The sequence below is a fragment of the Pseudomonas sp. PDM30 genome, assembly GCF_019218985.1.
Classification (GTDB): domain Bacteria; phylum Pseudomonadota; class Gammaproteobacteria; order Pseudomonadales; family Pseudomonadaceae; genus Aquipseudomonas; species Aquipseudomonas jessenii.
The window spans coordinates 11,654-33,527 of sequence record NZ_JAHUWM010000004.1 but is presented as its reverse complement, the minus strand read 5'-3'; the positions used below and the strand labels follow the sequence as shown (position 1 = coordinate 33,527).

18 protein-coding genes and 1 pseudogene are annotated in these 21,874 nt (G+C 61.6%); 7 read left to right on the top strand and 12 right to left on the bottom strand.

Translation table 11 applies throughout. From position 1 onward, the window contains the following. The first annotated feature begins 399 nt into the window (after positions 1 to 399). Positions 400 to 756, top strand: a complete 357-nt coding sequence (locus KW840_RS10795; RefSeq protein WP_057712144.1) for a DUF6124 family protein — start codon at positions 400 to 402, stop codon at positions 754 to 756. A gap of 59 nt (positions 757 to 815) precedes the next feature. Here KW840_RS10795 and KW840_RS10790 read toward each other — a convergent pair whose 3' ends face one another. Next, a complete protein-coding gene (locus KW840_RS10790) occupies positions 816 to 1,670 on the bottom strand; it encodes a MaoC/PaaZ C-terminal domain-containing protein (protein ID WP_218495139.1) in 855 nt (284 codons plus the stop codon). 2 nt (positions 1,671 to 1,672) lie between these two features. Continuing rightward, the gene (locus tag KW840_RS10785) at positions 1,673 to 3,025 is read right to left on the bottom strand and encodes a 3-oxoacyl-ACP reductase (protein WP_218495138.1); all 1,353 of its coding nucleotides are present in this window, start codon (positions 3,023 to 3,025) and stop codon (positions 1,673 to 1,675) included. Between the two features lie 222 nt (positions 3,026 to 3,247). Between KW840_RS10785 and KW840_RS10780 the strand changes: the two genes are divergently transcribed. Further along, positions 3,248 to 4,525, top strand: coding sequence for an acetyl-CoA C-acetyltransferase (locus KW840_RS10780; RefSeq protein WP_057712141.1), 1,278 nt, complete (start codon positions 3,248 to 3,250; stop codon positions 4,523 to 4,525). Between the two features lie 257 nt (positions 4,526 to 4,782). Here KW840_RS10780 and KW840_RS28955 read toward each other — a convergent pair whose 3' ends face one another. Continuing rightward, positions 4,783 to 5,511: a methyl-accepting chemotaxis protein gene (locus tag KW840_RS28955; protein ID WP_371317838.1), complete on the bottom strand. Its 729-nt coding sequence runs from the start codon at positions 5,509 to 5,511 to the stop codon at positions 4,783 to 4,785. Positions 5,512 to 5,640: 129 nt separating this feature from the next. Then, positions 5,641 to 6,729, bottom strand: a pseudogene (locus tag KW840_RS28950) (cache domain-containing protein); the annotation flags it as partial. 445 nt (positions 6,730 to 7,174) lie between these two features. On the opposite strand from KW840_RS28950, the gene KW840_RS10770 reads away from it, so the two are divergent. Beyond that, positions 7,175 to 8,068 (top strand): PA4780 family RIO1-like protein kinase, encoded by an 894-nt coding sequence (locus KW840_RS10770; protein WP_218495136.1) that lies wholly within the window; start codon positions 7,175 to 7,177, stop codon positions 8,066 to 8,068. A gap of 166 nt (positions 8,069 to 8,234) precedes the next feature. Here the strand turns inward: KW840_RS10770 and cueR are convergent, their stop codons facing one another. From cueR to KW840_RS10755, 3 genes are all read right to left on the bottom strand, one after another. After that, positions 8,235 to 8,648 (bottom strand): Cu(I)-responsive transcriptional regulator, encoded by a 414-nt coding sequence (gene cueR, locus KW840_RS10765; protein ID WP_102672585.1) that lies wholly within the window; start codon positions 8,646 to 8,648, stop codon positions 8,235 to 8,237. Next, on the bottom strand, positions 8,645 to 11,038 hold the full coding sequence (locus KW840_RS10760; protein WP_218495135.1) for a heavy metal translocating P-type ATPase: 2,394 nt from the start codon (positions 11,036 to 11,038) through the stop codon (positions 8,645 to 8,647). Before KW840_RS10760 ends, cueR begins: the two co-directional genes overlap by 4 nt. Before the next feature lie 193 nt (positions 11,039 to 11,231). Then, the gene (locus KW840_RS10755) at positions 11,232 to 11,615 is read right to left on the bottom strand and encodes a hypothetical protein (protein WP_057712136.1); all 384 of its coding nucleotides are present in this window, start codon (positions 11,613 to 11,615) and stop codon (positions 11,232 to 11,234) included. A 149-nt stretch (positions 11,616 to 11,764) separates the two neighbouring features. On the opposite strand from KW840_RS10755, the gene KW840_RS10750 reads away from it, so the two are divergent. Continuing rightward, positions 11,765 to 11,962 (top strand): heavy-metal-associated domain-containing protein, encoded by a 198-nt coding sequence (locus tag KW840_RS10750; protein WP_057712135.1) that lies wholly within the window; start codon positions 11,765 to 11,767, stop codon positions 11,960 to 11,962. Between the two features lie 90 nt (positions 11,963 to 12,052). Next, positions 12,053 to 13,249 (top strand): multidrug effflux MFS transporter, encoded by a 1,197-nt coding sequence (locus tag KW840_RS10745; RefSeq protein WP_218495134.1) that lies wholly within the window; start codon positions 12,053 to 12,055, stop codon positions 13,247 to 13,249. Between the two features lie 418 nt (positions 13,250 to 13,667). Here the strand turns inward: KW840_RS10745 and KW840_RS10740 are convergent, their stop codons facing one another. Then, the gene (locus KW840_RS10740) at positions 13,668 to 14,681 is read right to left on the bottom strand and encodes a zinc-binding alcohol dehydrogenase family protein (RefSeq protein WP_218495133.1); all 1,014 of its coding nucleotides are present in this window, start codon (positions 14,679 to 14,681) and stop codon (positions 13,668 to 13,670) included. 125 nt (positions 14,682 to 14,806) lie between these two features. Here KW840_RS10740 and KW840_RS10735 point away from each other — a divergent pair, with 125 nt between their 5' ends. Next, positions 14,807 to 15,736 carry a LysR family transcriptional regulator gene (locus tag KW840_RS10735; RefSeq protein WP_218495132.1) on the top strand — a complete coding sequence of 310 codons (930 nt, stop codon included), beginning with the start codon at positions 14,807 to 14,809 and terminating at the stop codon, positions 15,734 to 15,736. Between the two features lie 315 nt (positions 15,737 to 16,051). Continuing rightward, on the top strand, positions 16,052 to 16,786 hold the full coding sequence (locus tag KW840_RS10730; RefSeq protein ID WP_057712132.1) for a helix-turn-helix domain-containing protein: 735 nt from the start codon (positions 16,052 to 16,054) through the stop codon (positions 16,784 to 16,786). A gap of 101 nt (positions 16,787 to 16,887) precedes the next feature. Here KW840_RS10730 and KW840_RS10725 read toward each other — a convergent pair whose 3' ends face one another. The 4 genes from KW840_RS10725 to KW840_RS10710 all read right to left on the bottom strand — a co-directional run bounded on the left by KW840_RS10725 (position 16,888) and on the right by KW840_RS10710 (position 21,800). Then, a complete protein-coding gene (locus KW840_RS10725) occupies positions 16,888 to 17,841 on the bottom strand; it encodes an adenosine deaminase (RefSeq protein ID WP_007996475.1) in 954 nt (317 codons plus the stop codon). An 82-nt stretch (positions 17,842 to 17,923) separates the two neighbouring features. After that, positions 17,924 to 18,889 carry an isopenicillin N synthase family oxygenase gene (locus KW840_RS10720; RefSeq protein WP_218495131.1) on the bottom strand — a complete coding sequence of 322 codons (966 nt, stop codon included), beginning with the start codon at positions 18,887 to 18,889 and terminating at the stop codon, positions 17,924 to 17,926. Positions 18,890 to 19,048: 159 nt separating this feature from the next. Continuing rightward, complete coding sequence (locus tag KW840_RS10715) at positions 19,049 to 20,131, bottom strand: BMP family ABC transporter substrate-binding protein (RefSeq protein ID WP_218495130.1); 1,083 nt, start codon at positions 20,129 to 20,131, stop codon at positions 19,049 to 19,051. Between the two features lie 310 nt (positions 20,132 to 20,441). Beyond that, a complete protein-coding gene (locus KW840_RS10710; RefSeq protein ID WP_218495129.1) occupies positions 20,442 to 21,800 on the bottom strand; it encodes an 8-oxoguanine deaminase in 1,359 nt (452 codons plus the stop codon). Positions 21,801 to 21,874 lie beyond the last annotated feature (74 nt).

Below are 21,874 nucleotides of genomic sequence, written 5' to 3'. Positions count from 1 at the left end.
TCCGCTCTTAGCGGGTCACTTTTGGCTGTGGGAGCGAGCTTGCTCGCGATGACGCCCTTTCAGCCAACACATTCCTGTGTAGTTTTCCTCAGATCCCGAGGAAATCTCCGACATGTTTCTCAGGTTGTCCGTCGGAAGCGCGATCTCTAGCCTTTGTCGGTCGCTGCAAATTCAGTGACCGGGCTGTCGCGGCCTTTCAATCTACTTGGTGCATAATCCACCGGCTTAAACCGGAGCGCTTCGGTGCTTGTCGTTTGATGTAATGGTGGCTGTGCGCGGGATACCTTCGGGTATGCCGGGTTTCCAAGTAGCTCGGTCCGCGACCCCGCGTACAGCTGCCACCCTTGATTGCTGTCGCGGCAATCAGTGGCAGTTCCATCCCATACTTGGAGCTTCACCATGTTCAAACCCACCCCAAATCCCCCCGAAACCGACGACGTTTCCCCCTACCAATCCCCTCACTCAAATAAATTCCACGAAGCCGCCGACCGCGCCCTCGATCACTACCTCAATCCGCCCAAGCCACCTGCCGTTCACAAACCCAGCACTCTGTTCGTCATCGCCCCGGACATCGATACCGAGACCCTGCTGGCCCACGCCTGTGAGTCGCTGGCGTCGGCGAGTGTGATGGCGAGTGATTTCGCAGGTTTTCTGGAGGGCTCGCAGCGCAACACCCTGCTGGGGATTGCGCAGGTGATCATGCTGGGTGAGCTGGCGGTGAACCGGGCGTTGGATAATCTCGATCCGCAAAACTAACCTCGGAGCTTTTGTGGCGAAGGAGCCAGCGCCCTCGCCACGTCGAGGTATCAGCTTTATCAGGCAACCGGCCGCCAATGCCCGACCATATGCTCCAGCTCCCCGACACCCACCAACTGAAAATCCCCGCTCGGCCCTGGCCCACTGGCCATTAACGTCACCTCACTGGGCAACCGTACCGGTTTCTTGAACTGCACCGCGATCTCGACATTCGCTACAGGCAGATGCCCGGCCAGCGCAGCCAACGTGCGTGCCTTGTTCCACAGGCCATGGGCGATGGCGGTCGGGAAGCCGAAGAGTCGGGCGCTGGCCGCGCTCAGGTGGATCGGGTTGTAGTCGCCGGACACCTTGGCGTATTGCCGGCCGATGTCCGAAGGCGCTTTCCAGTGCTCGACTTCGCTCAGGGCCAGGCTGGATACCAGGCTCTCTTCGAGCGGTTCACCCTCGAGTTTGACGCCGCGACAGAGCATCCGGCTTTCTGCTTCCCACAACGGCCCCAACTGATCGTCGAGGGTGGTCAGCAGATCGAACGTCGCGCCTTTGGCGTGGGGTTGCAGGTTCTGCACATGCACGCTGACACGCACCCGATTCACTCCACCCATGGGACGCAGTACACGAACGCGATTGCTCAGGTGAATCAGGCCCAGTAGCGGGAACGGGAAGTCCCTGGTCGTGAGCAGTTGCATCTGCAAGGCAAACCCGAGGATGTGCGGGTAGGTCGGTGGCAGCAGGCCGTTGTCGGCGAAACCACAGACCTTGCGATAAGCCGCCAGGCGCTTGGGATCGGCTTCGACCCAGCAACGCAAACCCGAATCGGGTAGGGTGGTGCCCGTGATTTTTCGCCGTGTCGCCGCTCGTGCGTACAATCCCGGCAGGCCGGGTTCGCGGTTGAGTGTGTGCCAGTCGGTGATCATCCTTAAGCCCCCAGAACGCTTTGCCCGCATACGCGCAACGCTTGCCCGGTAAACGCGCCGGTGCCCGGTTGCGCGAGCCAGGCCACGGCCTCGGCGACGTCCTGCGGCAGGCCGCCCTGGCCAAGCGAACTCATGCGGCGTCCGGCTTCGCGCAGGCCGAAGGGAATGTGCGCGGTCATCTGCGTTTCGATGAAGCCCGGTGCCACGGCGTTGATGCTGATGCTGCGCTCGTGGAGTAGCGGCGCCCAGGCTTGCGCCAATCCGATCAACCCGGCCTTGCTCGCCGCGTAATTGGTTTGCCCGCGATTGCCGGCGATGCCGCTGATGGACGCCAGCAGGATCATCCGGCCGTTGTCGTGCAGGGCGCCGCTGTCGAGCAGGGCTTTGGTCAGCACTTGCGGCGCATTGAGGTTGACCGCCAGCACCGCGTCCCAGTATTCCGGGGTCATGTTGGCCAGGGTTTTATCCCGGGTGATGCCGGCGTTGTGCACCACGATGTCGAGCCCGTCGGGCAGTTGTTCAATCAACTGCGCGGCGGCGTCTTCGGCGCAGATGTCGAGGGTGATGGTGCGCCCGCCGAGGCGCGAGGCGAGGGCTTCGAGATCGGTTTTGGCCGGCGGCACGTCGAGCAGGATGACGTCGGCACCATCACGGGCCAGGGTTTCTGCAATGGCGGCACCGATACCGCGCGCCGCACCGGTGACCAGTGCCTTGCGCCCGGCGAGCGGGCGTGTCCAGTCGGTGACGGGCGTCAAACACGGATCCAAGCGAATGACCTGCCCGGACACGAAGGCGCTTTTCGGTGAGAGGAAAAACCGCAGCGGGCCTTCCAGTTGCCCCTCGGCACCTTCACCGACGTAGATCAATTGCAGGGTGCCACCGCTGCGTAACTCCTTGGCCAGTGAACGGCTGAAACCTTCCAGGGCACGCTGGGCACTGGCGGCGAACGGGTCACGCAAGGTTTGCGGATCGCGCCCGAGAATCACCAGGTGCGCACAGTGGTCGAGGTTTTTCATCAGCGGCTGGAAAAACTCGCGAAGTTGCTTGAGCTGATCGGTGTGCAGCAGGTCACTGGCGTCGAACACCACGGCCTTGAGTTTCGGTCCATGGCCGGGAATCCAGGCCGTGGCCATCGAAGGCTCGGCGCCGTAGCTGTAGATTGCGTCGGTCAGACGGTTGGCGAAAGCGCTGACGTGTTCGGCCAACGGCCCGCCTCCAATCAGCAGGGCGCCTTCTACAGGTCGCAACCGGCCCGCTTGCCAGCGCTCCAGTCTGGTCGGTGTCGGCAACCCCAGGGCGCCGACCAGGCGATGGCCGATGGACGAATTGGCGAAGTCGATATAGCGGTCAGACATGGAACACGCTCCGAAAGCTGGGGATCAAAGTGTGGACCATGAATGGCGATCAGTCGTTCGATCCACGAGATAAGGCCTACGCTTGGTTACAGTGTAGGAGCGAGCCTGCTCGCGATGGCGATAAGTCAGTCGACATCAATGTAGCTGACAGGCCGCCATCGCGAGCAGGCTCGCTCCCACAGGGGTTAGTGTTTACATCAGGTCTTTTGTCAGGAGCTCTTCATGACCCAACTGCACCGCGTCGCGATCATCGGCGGTAACCGGATTCCCTTCGCCCGCTCCAACGGCCCCTATGCCACGGCCAGTAACCAGGTGATGCTCACCGCCGCCCTCGAAGGCCTGATCGAACGTTACAACCTGCACGGCCAGCGCATTGGTGAAGTGGTCGCTGGGGCGGTGCTCAAGTTGTCACGAGACATGAACCTCACGCGCGAGTGCGTACTGGGTTCGCGACTGTCGCCCGCCACTGCGGCCTATGACATCCAGCAGGCGTGCGGCACCGGGCTGGAAGCGGCACTGCTGGTGGCGAACAAGATTGCCCTGGGCCAGATCGATTGCGGCATCGCCGGTGGCGTGGACACCACCTCGGATGCGCCGATCAGTGTCAGCGAAGGCCTGCGCAAAATCCTCCTGCAAGCCAACCGCGCGAAAACCACCGGCGACAAACTGAAAACCTTCCTGCAATTGCGTCCCAAACATCTGATCCCCGAATTCCCGCGCAACGGCGAGCCGCGTACCGGGTTGTCCATGGGCCAGCATTGCGAGCTGATGGCCCAGACCTGGAACATCCCTCGCCAGGCACAGGATCAATTGGCGCTTGAGAGCCATCAGAAACTGGCGGCGTCCTACGCCGAGGGCTGGCACAACGACCTGATGACACCGTTCCTGGGCCTGACCCGCGACAACAACCTGCGCCCGGACTCCACGCTGGAAAAGCTCGCCGCGCTCAAGCCGGCCTATGAGAAAAGCGCCAAGGGCACCCTGACCGCCGGCAACTCCACGCCACTGACCGATGGTGCGTCACTGGTGCTGCTGGGCAGCGAGGAATGGGCCAAGGCACGCGGGTTACCGATTCTGGCCTACTGGCGTGACGGTGAGGCGGCGGCGGTGGATTTCGTCAACGGTGCCGAAGGGTTGTTGATGGCGCCGGTCTACGCCGTACCGCGCTTGCTCGCGCGCAATGGCCTGACCTTGCAGGACTTCGACTACTACGAAATCCACGAAGCCTTCGCCGCGCAAGTGCTGTGCACCTTGAAGGCCTGGGAGGATCCGGAGTACTGCAAAACCCGTCTCGGGCTCGATACGGCGCTGGGCTCGATCGACCGCAGCAAGCTCAACGTCAAGGGCAGCTCACTGGCTGCGGGGCATCCGTTTGCCGCCACGGGCGGGCGCATCGTCGCCAACCTGGCGAAGTTGCTGGATGCGGCGGGCAAGGGGCGGGGGCTGATTTCGATTTGCGCGGCGGGCGGGCAGGGCGTGACCGCCATTATCGAGCGTTGAACAGAAACAACTGTGGGAGCGAGCTTGCTCGCGATGGGGCCATCAGCTTCAACATCCATGTTGACTGCCATACCGCTTTCGCGAGCAAGCCCGCTCCCACAGATTTTGTGCCTGGCTCAGATTATGTGAGCGACACCGAAACCTTGTGGGAGCGAGCTTGCTCGCGATGGGGCCATCAGCTTCAACATCAATGTTGACTGCCATACCGCTTTCGCGAGCAAGCTCGCTCCCGCAGGGTAATGGGGTGTGCCGGTTGATCAAGTACGGAACCTGCGCACCAACCCGTCCAGTTCATTGGACAACCCGGCCAGGCTCTGGGAGTCCAGGCGGGCCGAGTTGGCCAGTTCCGCCACCAACTGCGCATCGCCATGGATCTGGCTGATGTGCCGGTTGATGTCTTCAGCCACCTGATGCTGTTGTTCCGCCGCCGTGGCGATCTGGGTGTTCATGTCGCGGATCACGTCCACCGATTCGCGGATCTGCCCGAAGCTGTTGCGGGCCTCGCCGATGCGCGTCACCGATTGCTGGGACACTTCCAGGCTGGCGTGCATCTGTTGGGTCACCTGGCTGGTGCGTTTGGCCAGGTTGCCCAGCAGCCCGTCGATTTCCGCCGTGGAGTCGGCCGTGCGCTTGGCCAGGGCCCGCACTTCGTCAGCCACCACGGCAAAGCCGCGTCCCTGTTCACCGGCCCGGGCCGCTTCGATCGCGGCGTTCAGCGCCAGCAGGTTGGTCTGTTCAGCGATCGAGCGGATGGTCCCCAGGATCGACTGGATGTCGTTGCTGTCGCGTTCGAGCTGTTGCATCGACTGGGCCGACTGTTCGATTTCCTGGCTCAGGCGATCCACGCTGTTCACCGCCGCATCGATCTGCTGCTGACCTTCGCGCGCCTGGCGCTGGCCACTGTCGGCAGACTCCGCCGCCTGGCTGCAAGAGCGCGCGACTTCGTTGGCGGTGGCGACCATTTCGTGGAACGCCGTGGAGACCATGTCCACCGCTTCACGCTGGCGTCCGGCGGCTTCGGCCATGTCGCTGGAGACCTGGGTCGAACTCTTGGACGTGGCGAGGATTTTGCCCGCCGCGCCGCCGATGTTCTGGATCAGGTTGCGAATCGCCGTCAGGAACTGGTTGAACCAGTTGGCCAGTTGCGCGGTTTCATCGTTGCCACGGATTTGCAGGTTCTGGGTCAGGTCGCCTTCGCCCTGGGCGATACCTTCCAGGCCGCTGGCCACGCTGCGGATCGGGCGCACGATGAGGCTGGCAAAACTGGCGCCGACGATGGCGAAGATGACGGCCAGGACGGTGGCGATGATGGCGATCAACCAGGTCAACTGGGTCGCGGAGCTCATCACGTCGTCCTGTTTGATCAGTCCGATGAAGGTCCAGCCCAGTTGCTCGGACGGCCAGACGTTGGCCATGTAGTGCTCGCCGTTCAGCTCCACTTCCACCAGGCCCTTGCCGGCCTTGGCCAGTTGCGCGTAGCCGTCGCCAAGGGTGCTCAGCGGTTTGAAGTTGTGTTCCGGTTGTTTCGGGTCCACCAGGACCATGCCGGTGTTTTCCAGCAGCATCAGGTAGCCGGTTTCACCAAGCTTGATCTGTTTGACGATTTCGGTGAGCTGCTTGAGCGTCACGTCGATGCTGACCACGCCGCCGTTGGTGCCCAGCTTGTTGTCGATGGTGCGCACGGTGCTGACATAGGTCGCGTCATCCTGGGCCCAGTAGTAGGCCTCGGTGCGAAACGGCTTGCCCGGTTTGGCCTGGGCGGCCTTGTACCAGGGGCGCTGGCGCGGGTCGTAGTTATTCAGCTTGGGATCATCCGGCCACGACACATAGCCGCCCGCCGCCGTGCCGAGGATGGCATAGGCGTAGGCAGGGTGGCTGTTGCCCAGATCCTGGAGCAGGGCGAAGACTTTTTTGTCAGCCTCCCCCTGAGGGACGCTTTCGGCGTTGGCGGCCATGTAAGTCTTGAGGCTGTCGTCGGAGTTTCGGATCAGCGGCTGCTTGGCCAGGTAATCGACGTTCTGGCTGATGCCGTCAAAGAACAATTGCATGGCGTTGCTGACCTGACGAATCTCGCGGGCACTGCCGTCGACGAATTCGTCCCTGGCATCACTGCGCAGGTTCAGCACAACGAGGGTGGCGACCAGCACCACGGGCAGGCAGGCGATGATTGCAAACGCCCAGGTCAACTTCTGTTTGATGTTCATCCGCGCTCCAGATTTTCTTGTAGGCCCACGCAGTGCAGATGACTCGCGGTTTATTGGCAGCCGTAAACGTTCTTGGTCAACCCGGGTCCTTGAGTGCGGCATCGCTATTATTGGGGGAGCGATTGTCGGACAAATCACTTTGTCACTTAGGACTTCGGCTGTTGTCGGAGGAAATTGAGGTCTGCTGGGAAAAATCCTACGGAAGGCATGAACTGTGGTGTCAGCTTCTGTCGCAATTGCCCTCAATGCCTCTGCACAACAAGTGAGGCAGGCTCGGCTATGATCTGGAACGACCATGGCGGTCGTCGGTTTTACCTGATGAGAACGGTACATTGTGTGCATCTGCAATGTTCATAAGTCGGCAACCCCTCCCCCCCGTGAGTGGATTGCCGTATAACGAATGACTTTCGCGTGTTTGGTAATAAAGGACCCACAATAAAAGCTGATGAAGACTCCAAAACGCATTGAACCCCTGATCGAGGACGGTCTGGTCGACGAGGTGCTGCGCCCACTCATGAGTGGTAAAGAAGCAGCTGTTTATGTGGTGCGCTGCGGCAACGAGTTGCGTTGCGCGAAGGTTTACAAGGAGGCGAATAAACGCAGTTTCCGTCAGGCGGCCGAGTACCAGGAAGGCCGCAAGGTGCGCAACAGCCGTCAGGCCCGCGCGATGGCCAAGGGCTCCAAGTTTGGCCGCAAGGAAACCGAGGACGCCTGGCAGAACGCCGAAGTGGCGGCGCTGTTCCGTCTGGCCAGTGCCGGTGTGCGGGTGCCCAAGCCGTTCGACTTCCTCGAAGGCGTGCTGCTCATGGAGCTGGTGGCCGACGAGTACGGCGATGCCGCGCCGCGTCTGAACGATGTGGTGCTGGAACCGGACCAGGCGCGCGAGTATCACGCGTTCCTGATTTCGCAGATCGTGCTGATGTTGTGTACCGGTCTGGTGCACGGCGACCTGTCGGAGTTCAACGTGCTGCTGACGCCGACCGGCCCGGTGATTATCGACCTGCCGCAAGCGGTGGATGCGGCTGGCAACAACCACGCGTTCAGCATGCTGGAGCGGGACGTGGGCAACATGGCGTCCTACTTCGGGCGGTTTGCGCCGGAGTTGAAGAAGACCAAATACGCCAAGGAAATGTGGGCCTTGTACGAGGCTGGCACCTTGCACCCGGCCAGTGTCCTGACCGGCGAGTTCGCCGACACGGAAGAGCTGGCCGACTTGGGCGGAATCATGCGCGAGATCGAGGCCGCGCGCCTGGATGAAGAGCGCAGGCAAGCCGTACGCGCGGCGGACGATGCGCCGCCGGGCAAGACCGAAGAACCGCCTCCACCGTGGATGCAGTGATCGGTTAAAGAAAAACCCGGCTTCGGCCGGGTTTTTTGTGTGCCATCCAAATCCCTTGTAGGAGCGAGCCTGCTCGCGATGACGTCGGCACATCCAACATTGATGTGTCAGATACACCGCTATCGCGAGCAAGCTCGCTCCCACAGGTTTTTGCGGTGACCTGCAATCACGATGGGGCCGGGGTGACACAACACCCCGATTCCAGATTCTTGAGAATCGGGCAATCCGGCCGATGATCGCCCTGACAGTGCTCAACCAGGTCCTGCAAGGTGTCGCGCAACTGGCCGAGCTCACGGATCTTCTGGTTCAACTCATCGATGTGCTGGCGGGCCAACGCTTTCACATCGGCGCTGGCGCGCTGGCGGTCTTGCCAGAGGGTCAGCAACTTGCCGACTTCTTCCAGGGAAAACCCCAGGTCCCGCGAGCGCTTGATGAACGCCAGCGTGTGCAGGTCGTCTTCGCCGTATACCCGGTAGCCGCTGTCGGTGCGATGGGCTGCCTTGAGCAGGCCGATGGATTCGTAATAACGGATCATCTTTGCGCTCAGGCCGCTGTGGCGGGCCGCTTGGCCGATGTTCATCGGTTGTCCTCCAGGTCCTTGGGTTTCCAAGTTTTCAACAGTAGCGCATTGCTTACCACGCTGACGCTCGACAACGCCATGGCCGCACCGGCCAACACCGGGTTGAGCACGCCAAACACGGCCAGCGGAATGCCGATCAGGTTATAGACGAAGGCCCAGAACAGGTTCTGCCGAATCTTGGCGTAGGTCTTGCGGCTGATCTCCAATGCGGCCGGCACCAGTCGTGGATCGCCGCGCATCAGGGTGATGCCGGCCGCGTGCATGGCGACGTCGGTGCCGCCACCCATGGCGATGCCGATGTCGGCGGCGGCCAGTGCCGGGGCGTCGTTGATGCCGTCACCGACCATCGCCACCACCCCGGTCTGTTTCAGTGCGGCGACCGTGGCGGCTTTGTCCGCCGGCAGCACTTCGGCATGCACATCGTGGATGCCCAAGGCCTGGGCCACCACGTTGGCGCTGCCACGATTGTCGCCGGTCAGCAGATGGCTGCTGATGTTTCGTGTGCTCAGTTGTTGCACCGCTTGCAGCGCGCCGGGCTTGAGGGTGTCACCAAAGGCGAACAGGCCCAGCACGTGGGGTTCGGGGGATTGTTCGATCAGCCAGGACAAGGTCCGGCCTTCTTTTTCCCACGCGATCGCCGAGTCGGCCAACGGCCCGGCACTCAAGCCGCTGTCTTCCAGCAGACGCCGATTGCCCAGCGCCAGGCGACGCCCTTCGAGGCTGCCGGCGATGCCGCGACCAGTCAGGGACTGGCTGTCGCTGACATCGGCCACCTTCAGTCCACGCTCGGCACAGGCATCCAGAACAGCCTTGGCCAACGGATGCTCACTGCCGCGTTGCAGGGCGCCGGCCAATTGCAGCAGGCTCGCCTCATTACCGTCGATGGCACTCAGATGAGCAATGCGCGGGGCACCGGAGGTCAGGGTGCCGGTCTTGTCGAACACCACCGCGCTGACTTCATGGGCTCGCTCCAGTGCTTCGGCGTCCTTGATCAGAATTCCGTAGCGCGCCGCCACGCCGGTGCCGGCCATGATCGCCGTCGGTGTGGCCAGGCCCAAGGCGCATGGGCAGGCGATCACCAGCACTGCCACTGCGTTGATCAGTGCGGTTTCCATCGGCGCGCCATACAGCCACCAGCCGATCAGGGTGGCCAGGGCAATCAGCAGTACGGTGGGCACGAACACCTGGCTGACTTTATCCACCAGTTTCTGGATCGGCGCTTTTGCGGCCTGGGCGTCTTCCACCAGGCGGATGATCCGCGCCAGCACTGTTTCCGCACCGAGGGCCTGGGTACGCACCAGCAACCGGCCTTCACCGTTGATCGCGCCGCCGGTGACCTTGTCGCCGGGCTGCTTGGGCACCGGCAGGCTCTCGCCGCTGATCAGGGCTTCGTCGGCGTGGCTCTGGCCTTCAATCACTTCGCCATCCACCGGGAAGCGTTCGCCGGGTTTGACCATCACCAGGTCATTGAGGCGCAGGGCGCTGATGGCGACGTCTTGCTCGTGACCATCGGTCACCCGAATCGCCCGTTCCGGACGCAAGGCTTCGAGGGCTCGAATGGCGCTGGCAGTCTGGCGCTTGGCGCGGCTTTCCAGGTACTTGCCCAGCAGCACCAGGGCGATCACCACCGCCGAGGCTTCGAAATACAGATGTGGCATGCGCCCGGCGGCGGTGGCCCATTCGTACAGGCTCAAGCCATACCCGGCGCTGGTGCCCAGGGCGACCAGCAAATCCATGTTGCCGGCCCCCGCGCGCACGGCTTTCCAGGCGGCGACGTAAAACCGTGCGCCGAAGATGAATTGCACCGGCGTGGCCAAGGCGAATTGCGCCCAGGCCGGGAGCATCCAGTGCACGCCGAATGGCTGTAGCAGCATCGGCAATACCAGCGGCAAGGCGAGGGCAATGGCGATGATCAAGGCCAGGCGTTCGCGGTGCAGGCGCTGTTGCTGATTGTCGGTTGGCGGGTGTTCGGCTTCCCAGACGCTGGCGCTGTAGCCAGCCTTTGTCACAGCGGCGATCAAGGTCTGCGGATCGATCTGGCCAAGCAGTTCAAGGTGGGCGCGTTCGTTGGCCAGGTTGACGCTGACGCTTTTCACTCCGGCCACCTTGCCCAGCGCACGCTCGACGCGACCGATGCAGGATGCGCAGGTCATGCCGTCGATGCTCAATTCCAGGCTCTGTTGCGGCACGCTGTAGCCGGCCTTGGCCACGGCATCTATCAAGGCCGGCAAGCTGTCGCCGGGTGCCTGGACCCGCGCCTGCTCAGTGGCGAGGTTGACGCTGACGGCACTGGCGCCAATGACTTTGCTCAAGGCGCGCTCGACCCGCCCGGCGCAACTGGCGCAGGTCATGCCGGCAATCGGCAGGTCGAACGTGGTGGATTCGGACATCGGTCGCACTCCCTGTAGTAGATGACCACAGGATCAACCTTGCCATGCTGGCAAGGTCAAGCGCCAATCTTAAACGTGCCGCTGATCCCCTGTGGGAGCGAGCTTGCTCGCGATGGCGGAGTACCGGTCAACAGAGTTGTTGAATGTTACGGCCTAATCGCGAGCAAGCTCGCTCCCACAGGGGGTATAGATGTCAGTAGCCGAGACCGGCGCGCTTGAGGTACATCCCTTCCTGCGTCATCGCGATCCGGTACTTGAGCACATCGCCAGCCTTGAGCTGGATATCCTGCGAACCCGGCGCGAGCATGCCCGGATTGCAACCCGGCATCTGGCCCGGCAGCAGTTTCAGGCGTAGCGAGACGATGCCCGGCGGCAGGTTGAACGAGGTGCTCTGTTCCTGAAACAGCCGCGCCGCCAGTTGATCCTGGATGTACACGCCGATTTCGCAACTGGTCGCGACTTCCAGGCGCTCGCGGGAAATGATCAGCACGCCATAATCCTGACTGGCAGCATTGGCCGAAGGCACGGCGGCGAAAAGGCTGAGAAAGCCAAACAGGCTGAAAACTGACCAGCGCATGGCTGAATCTCCTGAGTTCGAGTCATTGATGGACGCAGCTTGGCCGAGCGTCGCGCCGATTGCCAGCCCGGCAGCTCACTTCAGAACTTGACCTTGCCATGGTGGCAAGCTCGAAACTGGATTCAACCCTCGGAAAAAGGAGTCATCCCATGCAAGTGTTCAACGTCGAAGGCATGTCTTGTGGTCACTGTGTCAAGGCCATCACCCAGGCGCTCCAGGCCAAAGACCCGGCAGCCAGTGTGCGGGTCGATCTGGCTGCCAGGGAGGTCGGTGTCGAAAGTGCGCTGACCGCCGAGCAGGTGATCGAGGCGATCAGCGAAGAGGGTTACGGCGTCAAACTGGCCTGAATTTGATAGTTAGCGAGCTACCTGAATGTTCAAGGCGTCCGTGCGCGGCTAGACTGTCGGGCTGCCGACTTCTGCCCCACTGGATGCCTGATGAACTTCCGTACCATTCTGATTCTCGGCGCCTTGAGCGCTTTCGGTCCGCTGGCGATCGATTTCTACCTGCCGGCCTTCCCGGCCATGGCCCTGGCTTTCGGCACGGACGAAAATCATGTCCAAATGACGTTGGCGGCCTACTTCCTCGGCTTGTCCATCGGTCAGTTGGCCTATGGTCCGGTGGCGGATCGTTTCGGGCGACGCATTCCGTTGCTCATCGGTGTCGGTTTGTTCACCGCGGCTTCCGTGGCGTGCGCCTATGCGCCGAACCTGGAATGGCTGATCGGCGCGCGTTTCATCCAGGCGTTGGGCGGTTGCGCGGGGATGGTGATTTCCCGGGCGGTGGTCAGCGACAAGTGTGATGCGGTGGGGTCGGCGAAAGTCTTTTCGCAGCTGATGCTGGTGATGGGACTTGCTCCCATCCTTGCGCCATTGCTGGGTGGGTTGTTGGTCAACACGACAGGCTGGCAGTCGATTTTCCTGGCCTTGACCGGTTTCAGTGCGCTGGCGGGCCTGGCGGTTGCGACGGGCTTGCCGGAAAGCTTGCCGGCCCACATACCGCGTCAACCGCTGTCGGGTGCGCTGCGTCAGTACGGTCGGTTGCTGGCCGATCCTATATTTCTTGGCCATGCCTTGACCGGGGGCATCGCCATCGCCGGGATGTTTGCCTACATCGCCGGTTCGCCCTTCATCTTCATCAAGCTCTACGGCGTTGCGGCCGAGCATTTCGGCTGGCTGTTCGGCATCAATGCGGCGGGCTTCATTCTGGTGGCGCAGGTCAACGCGCGGTTACTGGCCAAACGTGGCCCGGTGTTTTTGCTGGCGCGCGCGGTGTGGGTTTATCTGGCGGCCGGTTTGACCCTGCTCGCTGTCAGCTCTCTGCACACGGCACAATTGTGGCCGCTGCTGATTCCATTGTTCATCTGTATCGCCAGCCTCGGTTGCATCAGCCCCAACGCGGCGGCTTGTGCGATGAGCGGGCAGGGCGCACGGGCCGGCAGCGCGTCGGCGCTGCTCGGTTGCCTGCAATTCAGCGTGGCTGCCGGCGCCTCTGCGCTGGTGGGCGTGTTGCACGACGGCAGCGCCGTGCCGATGGCCATGGTCATCAGCCTGTGTGGAATTCTGGTGGTGAGCGCGGCGGTGCTCACCCGGCGTTTGCAAAATGCCCGGGCGCTGGCGCAAGCCCGGGTTTGAGGCCGGAGTCAGCCGGCTGCGCGCTGCGTGAGGAGGACGGGAATCGGGTGAGGGGCCTGGATGCGGGCTTCAAGGGTACGCGTGAAAGCGCGAGCTTCTGCTTCGCTGCGGAACGTCACAGCATGTTGGTCAAGACGGACTTGCCACTGGGATTTTGCCAGTTCTTTTATCAGGATCTTCACAGCTGATCACCTCTCGTAAAAGACGTTACGCAAAAGAATGCCTCGCAGGAGATTCGATTGTAGTCCCGTACACGGTCACCATTGTGACAAGGATCAACTGTCTGACTGACGGTTTGTAACTAAAAAAAACACGGCTTTTCGAGGGCGCCCACAGAGGTTGTCCGCGACCGGAGCGTCCCGGTCGCAGACGGAAAACAGCAGAAAGCGATGAAATCAGTGGTGGTTTTTTCAGCGCTTCAGAACCCTTCCAATACAATCTTGCCCTTGGCTTTGCCGCTTTCCAGTAGGGCATGGGCACGGCGCAGATTGGCCGCGTTGATCGTGCCGAAGTGTTCGCCCATCGTGGTTTTCAGTGTCCCGGCATCGATCAGCCAGGCGACGCGATTGAGCAGGTTGTGCTGTTCGATCATGTCCGCGGTTTCAAACAGCGAACGGGTGTACATGAACTCCCAGTGCAGTGACAGGCTCTTGCGCTTGAGCTTGGTCACGTCCAGCGACTTGGGGTCATCGATCAGCGCCAGTTTGCCTTGGGGCGCCAATGCCTCCACCAATTGGTCCAGATGCTGGTCGGTCTGGGTCAGGCTGGCGACGTGGGTAACCTGGTCCACACCGGCACGCTTGAGTGCTTCGCTCAGTGGCTGGCCATGGTCGATCACCAGGTCAGCGCCCAACTCCTTCACCCAGCTTTGGGTTTGCGCACGCGAAGCGGTGCCGATGACTTTCAGGGCCGTCAGTTGGTGAGCGAGCTGCGTAAGAATCGAGCCCACGCCACCTGCCGCGCCGACGATCAACAGGCTCTGGCCTTCATCGGTTTTGCCTTCGCGCACTTGCAGGCGCTCGAACAACAGTTCCCAGGCCGTGATCGCGGTAAGCGGCAGGGCAGCGGCTTCGGCGAATCCGAGGGTCTTGGGCATGTGGCCGACGATGCGTTCGTCCACCACATGCAACTCGCTGTTGCCGCCCGCCTGCGCGATGGAGCCGGCGTAAAACACCTGGTCGCCGACCGAGAACAGCGTCACCTCACTGCCCACTGCCTTGACCACACCGGCCACGTCCCAACCCAGCACTTTGGCCGCGCCGCCTTCGGGCTGGACGTTCTGGCGCACCTTGGTGTCCACCGGGTTGACCGAGATGGCTTTGACTTCCACGAGCAAGTCGCGGGGGCCGGCAACCGGCTCTGGCAGCTCGATGTCTTGCAGAGCCTTGTTGTCGCTGATCGGCAACGAGGCGTAGTAGGCAATGGCTTTCATGGGCGGCTCCTGAACACTAATAAAGAAGGGATTCGATGGGGCAGATGATTGGCTATTTCTCCTGAAGATAAAACCGGCTAAAAGAGCAGTCTCTTTCAATATTTTTTTGATAATCGGTGTTCTTGATGCTGCGTTTCGATGACTTGCAGTTGTTTGTCCGGGCGGCGGACTTGGGCAGCCTGTCCGCCGCCGCGCGGGGTATGGACATGTCGGCGGCGGTGGCCAGTGCGGCGCTCAAGCGCATCGAACAGCAACTCGGCGTCCGTTTACTGGCCCGCTCTACCCGCAGCCTGCGCCTGACCGCCGAAGGCGAGGGCTTTCTTGAATACGCCCGCGCGGCCCTGAGCAATCTCGACGAGGGCCGGCGATTGCTGGCCAGTGGTCAGGATCAGGTCAGCGGGATGCTGCAACTGTCGGCGCCATCGGACTTTGGCCGCAACCTGCTGCTGCCCTGGCTCGACGAGTTTCAACGCGAGCATCCGAAACTCACCGTGCGCTTGCTGCTGGGGGACCGCATCGCCGACCTGTTTCGCCAGCCGGTAGACATTGCCCTGCGCTACGGTGAACCGGAGGACTCCAGCCTGGTGGCGCTGCCCATCGCCCCGCAGAACCGGCGGGTGTTGTGCGCCGCTCCCGGCTATCTGGCCCGGCATGGCGAGCCGCGGCAGCTGGAGCAACTGGCACAGCACAATTGCCTGTTGTACATGCTCGGCAGCCGGGTCCACGATCACTGGAGTTTTCACGACGGCAAACGCGAAGTCAGCCTGACCGTCAGCGGCGATCGTTTCAGCGACGATGCCGATGTCGTGCGCCTATGGGCGGTGGCAGGTGCCGGGATCGCCTACAAATCCTGGCTCGATGTGGCCGCCGATGTACTGGCCGGCCGCTTGAAGGTGCTGATGCCGGAGCTGCTCTGTGAGCGCGCACCGTTGAATCTGTTGTGCGCCCATCGCGCACAATTGAGTAAGCCGGTGAACCTGTTGCGTGAAATGCTTGCCAGACGATGCGCCGTTTTGAGCAGTCAATTTCCAGGCTTTTCGGAAATCGATCATTAGTCGCACGAAAAAAGAGAAATTTCCCTCAGGAACGATCACCACCTACGCCGGGTGGAGGAAAGGATCCGCCGACCAACCCGCATATACTAGCGCCCTCATCATGTAAGTAGCGTCGATCCCCAATGGTGGGTCCACGTTCGAGTCGGCCCGGCTGCACGGTCATCCTTCTGACCTTCGCAGCATCGGCCGGGCAGCGCAAATGGTTGAGCAAGGCGTTGCCGGGCTTATGGCAGTTTCCACGGATTGGCCGACGACACATTACTGGTCAAGATTTCTCTGGGCAGTAGACGAAACGATTCAACAGGGAGTGAATACATGGAACATGCACCTTGCATCAGCCAGATCGCCACGTTGCTGGCTGACCCAAAGCGCAGCGCAATGATGTGGGCCTTGATGGATGGTTCGGCGCGAGCAACCGAAGAGTTGGCATTGCTGGCCGGCCTGTCATCGTCGTCGGCCAGTGCACACTTGGGCCGTTTGTCCGCCGGAGGTCTGCTGAAGGTTGAAAACCGCGGCCGCAAACGCTTCTTCCGCCTGGCCGCTCCCGAGGTCGGAGCGGCAATCGAAGCACTGGCCAGCGCGACCTTCGCCAGCGCACCCCAGGATATTCCGGACGTATTCAAGCGCAATGCACCTCTGGTCAAACCCCGGGTGGTGCGGTCGCCATTGTTGAGTGCCCGACTGTGCGACGATCATTTGGGGGGCACCCTGTCGGCCGATCTGTATCAGCGGCTGCTGGAGGCGGGCTGGATCGAACACTTTGATCAGCGGGTCACGGTCACGCTCAAGGGCGCGACAGAGTTGGCGGCACGGGGAGTGTTCATCCAGGCGCTGGCCCATCACAACGGCAGGGTTGCCTGCGCCTGCCCCGACTGGAGCGAAAGGCGCCCGCACATGGGCGGCTCGCTGGGCGCGGCATTGTTGCAGCTGTTCATGCAGTCGGGGTGGTTGAGCCTGCCCAACGATTCCCGAACCTTGCAGGTGACGGCCTCCGGGCAACGGGAAATTCATCGCTTTGCCAGTGAGTCTGAACTGGAAATGGCGTTGTAGGAGCCGGCTTGCCGGCGATGGCGGCCTCTCATCCAGCATCAATACTGGAGGTGATGGCCTTATCGCTGGCAAGCCAGCTCCTGCAAGGTTTGCGTTTGCCTTTAGGGTTTTACCAACCGCGCATCGAGACTGTTCTGCGCCAGGCGCTTGGCCTGATCCTGGGTCATGCCCAGATGGGTGTGCAACGCATGGAAGTTCTCGGTGACATAACCGCCGAAATACGCCGGGTCATCGGAGTTCACGGTCACTTTCACGCCGCGTTCGAGCATGTCGAGAATGTTGTGCTGCGACATGTGATCGAACACGCAAAGCTTGGTGTTCGACAACGGGCACACGGTCAGCGGGATCTGCTCGTCGATGATTCGCTGCATCAGGCGCTCGTCTTCGATGGCGCGCACGCCATGGTCGATGCGCTGGATTTTCAGCAGGTCGATGGCTTCCCAGATGTACTCGGGCGGGCCTTCTTCACCGGCGTGGGCGACGGTCAGGAAGCCTTCGTGGCGGGCACGGTCGAACACGCGCTGGAACTTGCTCGGCGGGTGGCCCATCTCGGAGCTGTCCAGGCCCACGGCGACGAACGCATCGCGGAACGGTAGCGCCTGATCGAGGGTTTTCTGTGCTTCGTCTTCGCTCAGATGGCGCAGGAAGCTCAGGATCAAACCACTGGTGATGCCCAGTTGCTGTTCACCATCCTTGAGCGCGGCGGCGATGCCGTTGAGCACCACTTCGAACGGGATGCCACGGTCGGTGTGGGTTTGCGGGTCGAAGAACGGTTCGGTGTGAATCACGTTCTGCTCTTTGCAGCGCAGCAGGTACGCCCAGGTCAGGTCATAGAAGTCCTGGGACGTGCGCAGCACATCGGCACCCCGGTAATACAGATCGAGGAACTCCTGCAGGTTGTTGAAGGCATACGCCTTGCGCAAGGTTTCGACGTCGTTCCATGGCAAGGCAATCTTGTTGCGCTCGGCCAGGGCGAACAACAGCTCCGGCTCCAGCGAGCCTTCCAGGTGCAGGTGCAATTCTGCCTTGGGCAGGGCGTTCAGCCAGTCGTACATAATTCTTTTCTCATCAGGTGCAATGGTCGCCATTCTACAGAGGGTTGCCGCAACAATTGGTAAAACCTGACCAGGCGGTTGATCACACCGCTTCCTGTTCCCGTCGATAAGCGTAGGTATCGGCGAAGCGCGAGAGCAGGAACTCGGCGCAGGTGGTGGCCGGGTATTTCGCCGGATGCAATGTGTCCTGACATCCGGGCAGGCATTCGATGCGGGTATCCGGGTGCGGCTCGGCGAAGAACGGCATCGAATAACGATCCACGCCCTGGGGGCTGATCACCCGGTGCGGCGTCGACAGGTAACGGTCGTTGCTCCAGCGCGCCATCATGTCGCCGAGGTTGACCACGAACGTACCTTCGATCGGCGGCGCGTCGATCCATTCGCCTTTGACGTTGCGTACTTGCAAGCCACCGGCGGCGTCCTGATAGAGCAGGGTGATGCAGCCGTAGTCGGTGTGCGCGCCGGCACCTTGTTGCTCTTCGGAACTGGCGGTGTGGCGCGGCGGGTAATGGATCATCCGCAGCACGCTGACCGGCTCATTGAAGCGCGCGTCGAAGAAATCACGCTCAATCCCCAGCGCGATGGTCATTGCCCGCAACAGCGTTTGCGCGAGGGCTTGCATGTCGACGTAGTGCTGTTCCATCAACGCTTCCCAGCCGGGTATGGACGGATGGCGATTGGGGCCGCGCAGGGGTTTTTCCGCCAGTACGTCAGGGTGCTCGGCCGGCAGGTGCAGGCCCATGTCGAAGGTTTCTTTGAGGTCGCTGGGTTTGCTCGGGTCCAATTGCTCGGTAGCAATGGCGCCGTAACCGCGATGGTAACGGGTCTGGGTGATGTCGATCTTGAGCTTTTCGGCGGTAGGTTGGCCGAAGAAGCGTTTGGCGCTGTCGAGTAGTTCGTCGATCCGCGCAGTGCTGATCGGATGGCCCTTGATGTAGAAGAAACCCCACTCGCGGCAGGCGAGGTCGATTTGTTCGGCCACCGCTGGCCAGGCGGATGGATCGTCGCTGTAGAGCGGGGTGATGTCGATGATGGGGAGGCTGTTCATGGATTGTCCTGAAAAAACGCAGACTGGAAAACACTGAAGAACCCTGTGGGAGCGAGCTTGCTCGCGATGAGGCCAGCACAACAAACATCTTTGCTGACTGAAAGTCCGCCATCGCGAGCAAGCTCGCTCCCACAGGGACGGTGTTTCAGCATTGGAGAATTACTTCGGAATCTCGGCCTTCATGCCTTCCACGTAGTAATTCATCGACGCCAGTTCCGCCGTGGTCGCACTCTCGCCCGCCGGGATTTTCTCGACCCCGGCCTGATCCTTGATCGGCCCGGCGAACAGTTGCAGCGCACCGCTCTTGATGTCGGCGATGAGCTGCTCGGCTTCGCTCTTCACCGTCGCCGGTACCAGGTCGCTGATCGGCAGCTCAACGGTGCCCTCCTTCAAACCGCCCCAGTAGTCCCGGGATTTCCAGTCATGGTCGAGCACGCTTTGGGTTGCTTGAACGTAGTGCGGCCCCCAGTCATTGACGATGGAGGTCAGCACCGCTTTCGGCCCGAAGTGCGCCATGTCCGAAGCGTAGCCCACGGCATACACGCCGCGACGTTCGGCGGCCTGGATCGGCGCGGGACTGTCGGTGTGCTGGAACACCACGTCCACGCCCTGATCGATCAACGCGTTGGCGGCGTCCGCTTCCTTGCCCGGATCGAACCATGAGTTGACCCACACCACCTTGATCTCGGTGCCGGGATTGTATTTGTTCAGGGCCAACTGGATGGCGTTGATGTCGCGGATCACTTCCGGGATCGGGAAGGAGGCGACGTAGCCGACCTTCTTGGTCTTGGTCATCTTCGCCGCGAGGAAGCCGCCGACGTAGCGGCCCTCGTAAGTGCGCGCCAGGTAAGTGCCGAGGTTCTTGTCCTGCTTGTAGCCGGTGGCGTGTTCGAAGGTCACCTTGGGAAACTGTTTGGCAACTTTCACCGTCGGGTTCATGTAGCCGAAGGAGGTGGTGAAGATCAGGTCGTAGTTGTCCTTGGCCATGTTGCGGATCACCCGCTCGGCGTCGGCGCCTTCGGCGACGTTTTCCACGTAGTTGGTGGTGATCTGCGAGCCGAATTTTTCCGCGAGTTCCTTGCGCCCCTGTTCATGCTGATACGTCCAGCCGTGGTCACCGATCGGACCGATATAGACGAAGCCGACTTTCAGCGGATCGGCGGCTACGGCGGTCAGGCTGGCGCTCAAACCAATGGCCGCCGCAACGGCGCAAAGCAGCTTCTTCAACGGGCGTTTGTGCATGAATTGAAACTCCATTTTGTTGTGAGGTTGGCTGGGCTCTCGGGCTTGCACAGGGCAATGCAAGTTGCTGACCAACAAGACAACAAAATTGGAATCCACGGTGATGCCATCGCGAGCGGGCTCGCGACAGGTCCTTCAAGTCCGATAACAGTGCGTGTCCTTGCACAGCTGCCACCCACTGGTGCGCCAATCCACAAAACCAATGTGGGAGCGGGCTTGCTCGCGAAGGCGGTGTGTCAGTCACATAAATATCGACTGATACAACGCCTTCGCGAGCAAGCCCGCTCCCACATTTTTTACTCGGTGTTCGTCAGACCCCTGCAATCAACTGCCGTGCCGCCTGGCTGTGATCAGCAATCAACCCCTTCAGATCCAGCCCCTCGACCTGCCCGTCGATCACCCGCCACTTGCCGCCGACCATCACTCGATCCGCGCGATCAGCACCACACAGCAGCAACGCCGACACCGGATCATGACTGCCGGAGAAACGCAGTTCATCGAGCTTGAACATCGCCAGGTCAGCCTGTTTGCCCACCGCCAACTCGCCGATATCAGTACGACCCAGCAGGCTCGCCGAACCCTTGGTCGCCCAGCCCAACACGCGCTCCGGGGTGATCTTCTCGGCGCCATAACGCAGGCGCTGGATGTACAACGCCTGACGCGCTTCGAGCATCATGTTCGAGGCATCGTTGGATGCCGAACCGTCCACGCCCAAACCAAGCAAGGCTCCAGCATCGGTCAACTCGATGCTCGGACAGATGCCCGAGGCCAGGCGCATGTTCGAACTCGGGCAATGGCAAATACCGGTGCCGGCGGCGCCGAGGCGGGCGATTTCATCCGGGTTGAAATGGATGCCATGGGCCAACCAGGTGCGCGGGCCGAGCCAGCCAACACTGTCCAGATAGTCCACGGTGCGCAGGCCGAAGCGTTGCAGGCAGAAATCTTCTTCATCGAGGGTTTCTGCCAGGTGGGTGTGCAGGCGCACGTCGAGTTTGTTCGCCAGCTCGGCACTGGCCGACATGATTTCCGGCGTCACCGAGAACGGCGAGCACGGTGCCAGGGCGATCTGGATTTGCGCGCCGTCACCGCGTTCATGGTACTCGGCGATCAACCGCTGGCTGTCGGCGAGGATCACTTCGCCTTCCTGCACGGTCTGTTGCGGCGGCAGGCCACCGTCCTTTTCACCGAGGCTCATGGAACCACGGGTGAGCATGGCGCGCATGCCCAGTTCACGAACGCTCTCGACTTGCACGTCGATCGCGTTTTCCAGACCTTCAGGGAACAGGTAGTGATGGTCGGCGGCGGTGGTGCAACCGGACAGCAGCAATTCAGCCAGCGCGACCTTGGTGGCGAGGGCGAGTTTTTCCGGGGTCAAGCGTGCCCAGACCGGGTACAGGGTTTTCAGCCACGGGAACAGCGGCTGATTGACTACCGGCGCCCAGGCGCGGGTCAGGGTTTGATAGAAGTGGTGATGGGTGTTGATCAGGCCCGGCAGGATCACATGCTCGCGGGCATCGAACACTTCATTGCACGGTGCGGACGGTTGTTGACCGGCGCCGAGCACTTCGACGATCAAACCGTCTTGCAGCACCAGACCGCCACGGGCATCGAGACCATTGGACGTGAAAATGGCGAGGGGATTCTTTAACCAGGTACGGGTCGCAGGCATGTTGGCCGGCTCCTCTGAAAGTTGGGTTCAGGGTTGCCAGCTCAGTGTTGCCCTGTCTGCTGATCCAGGTTCGC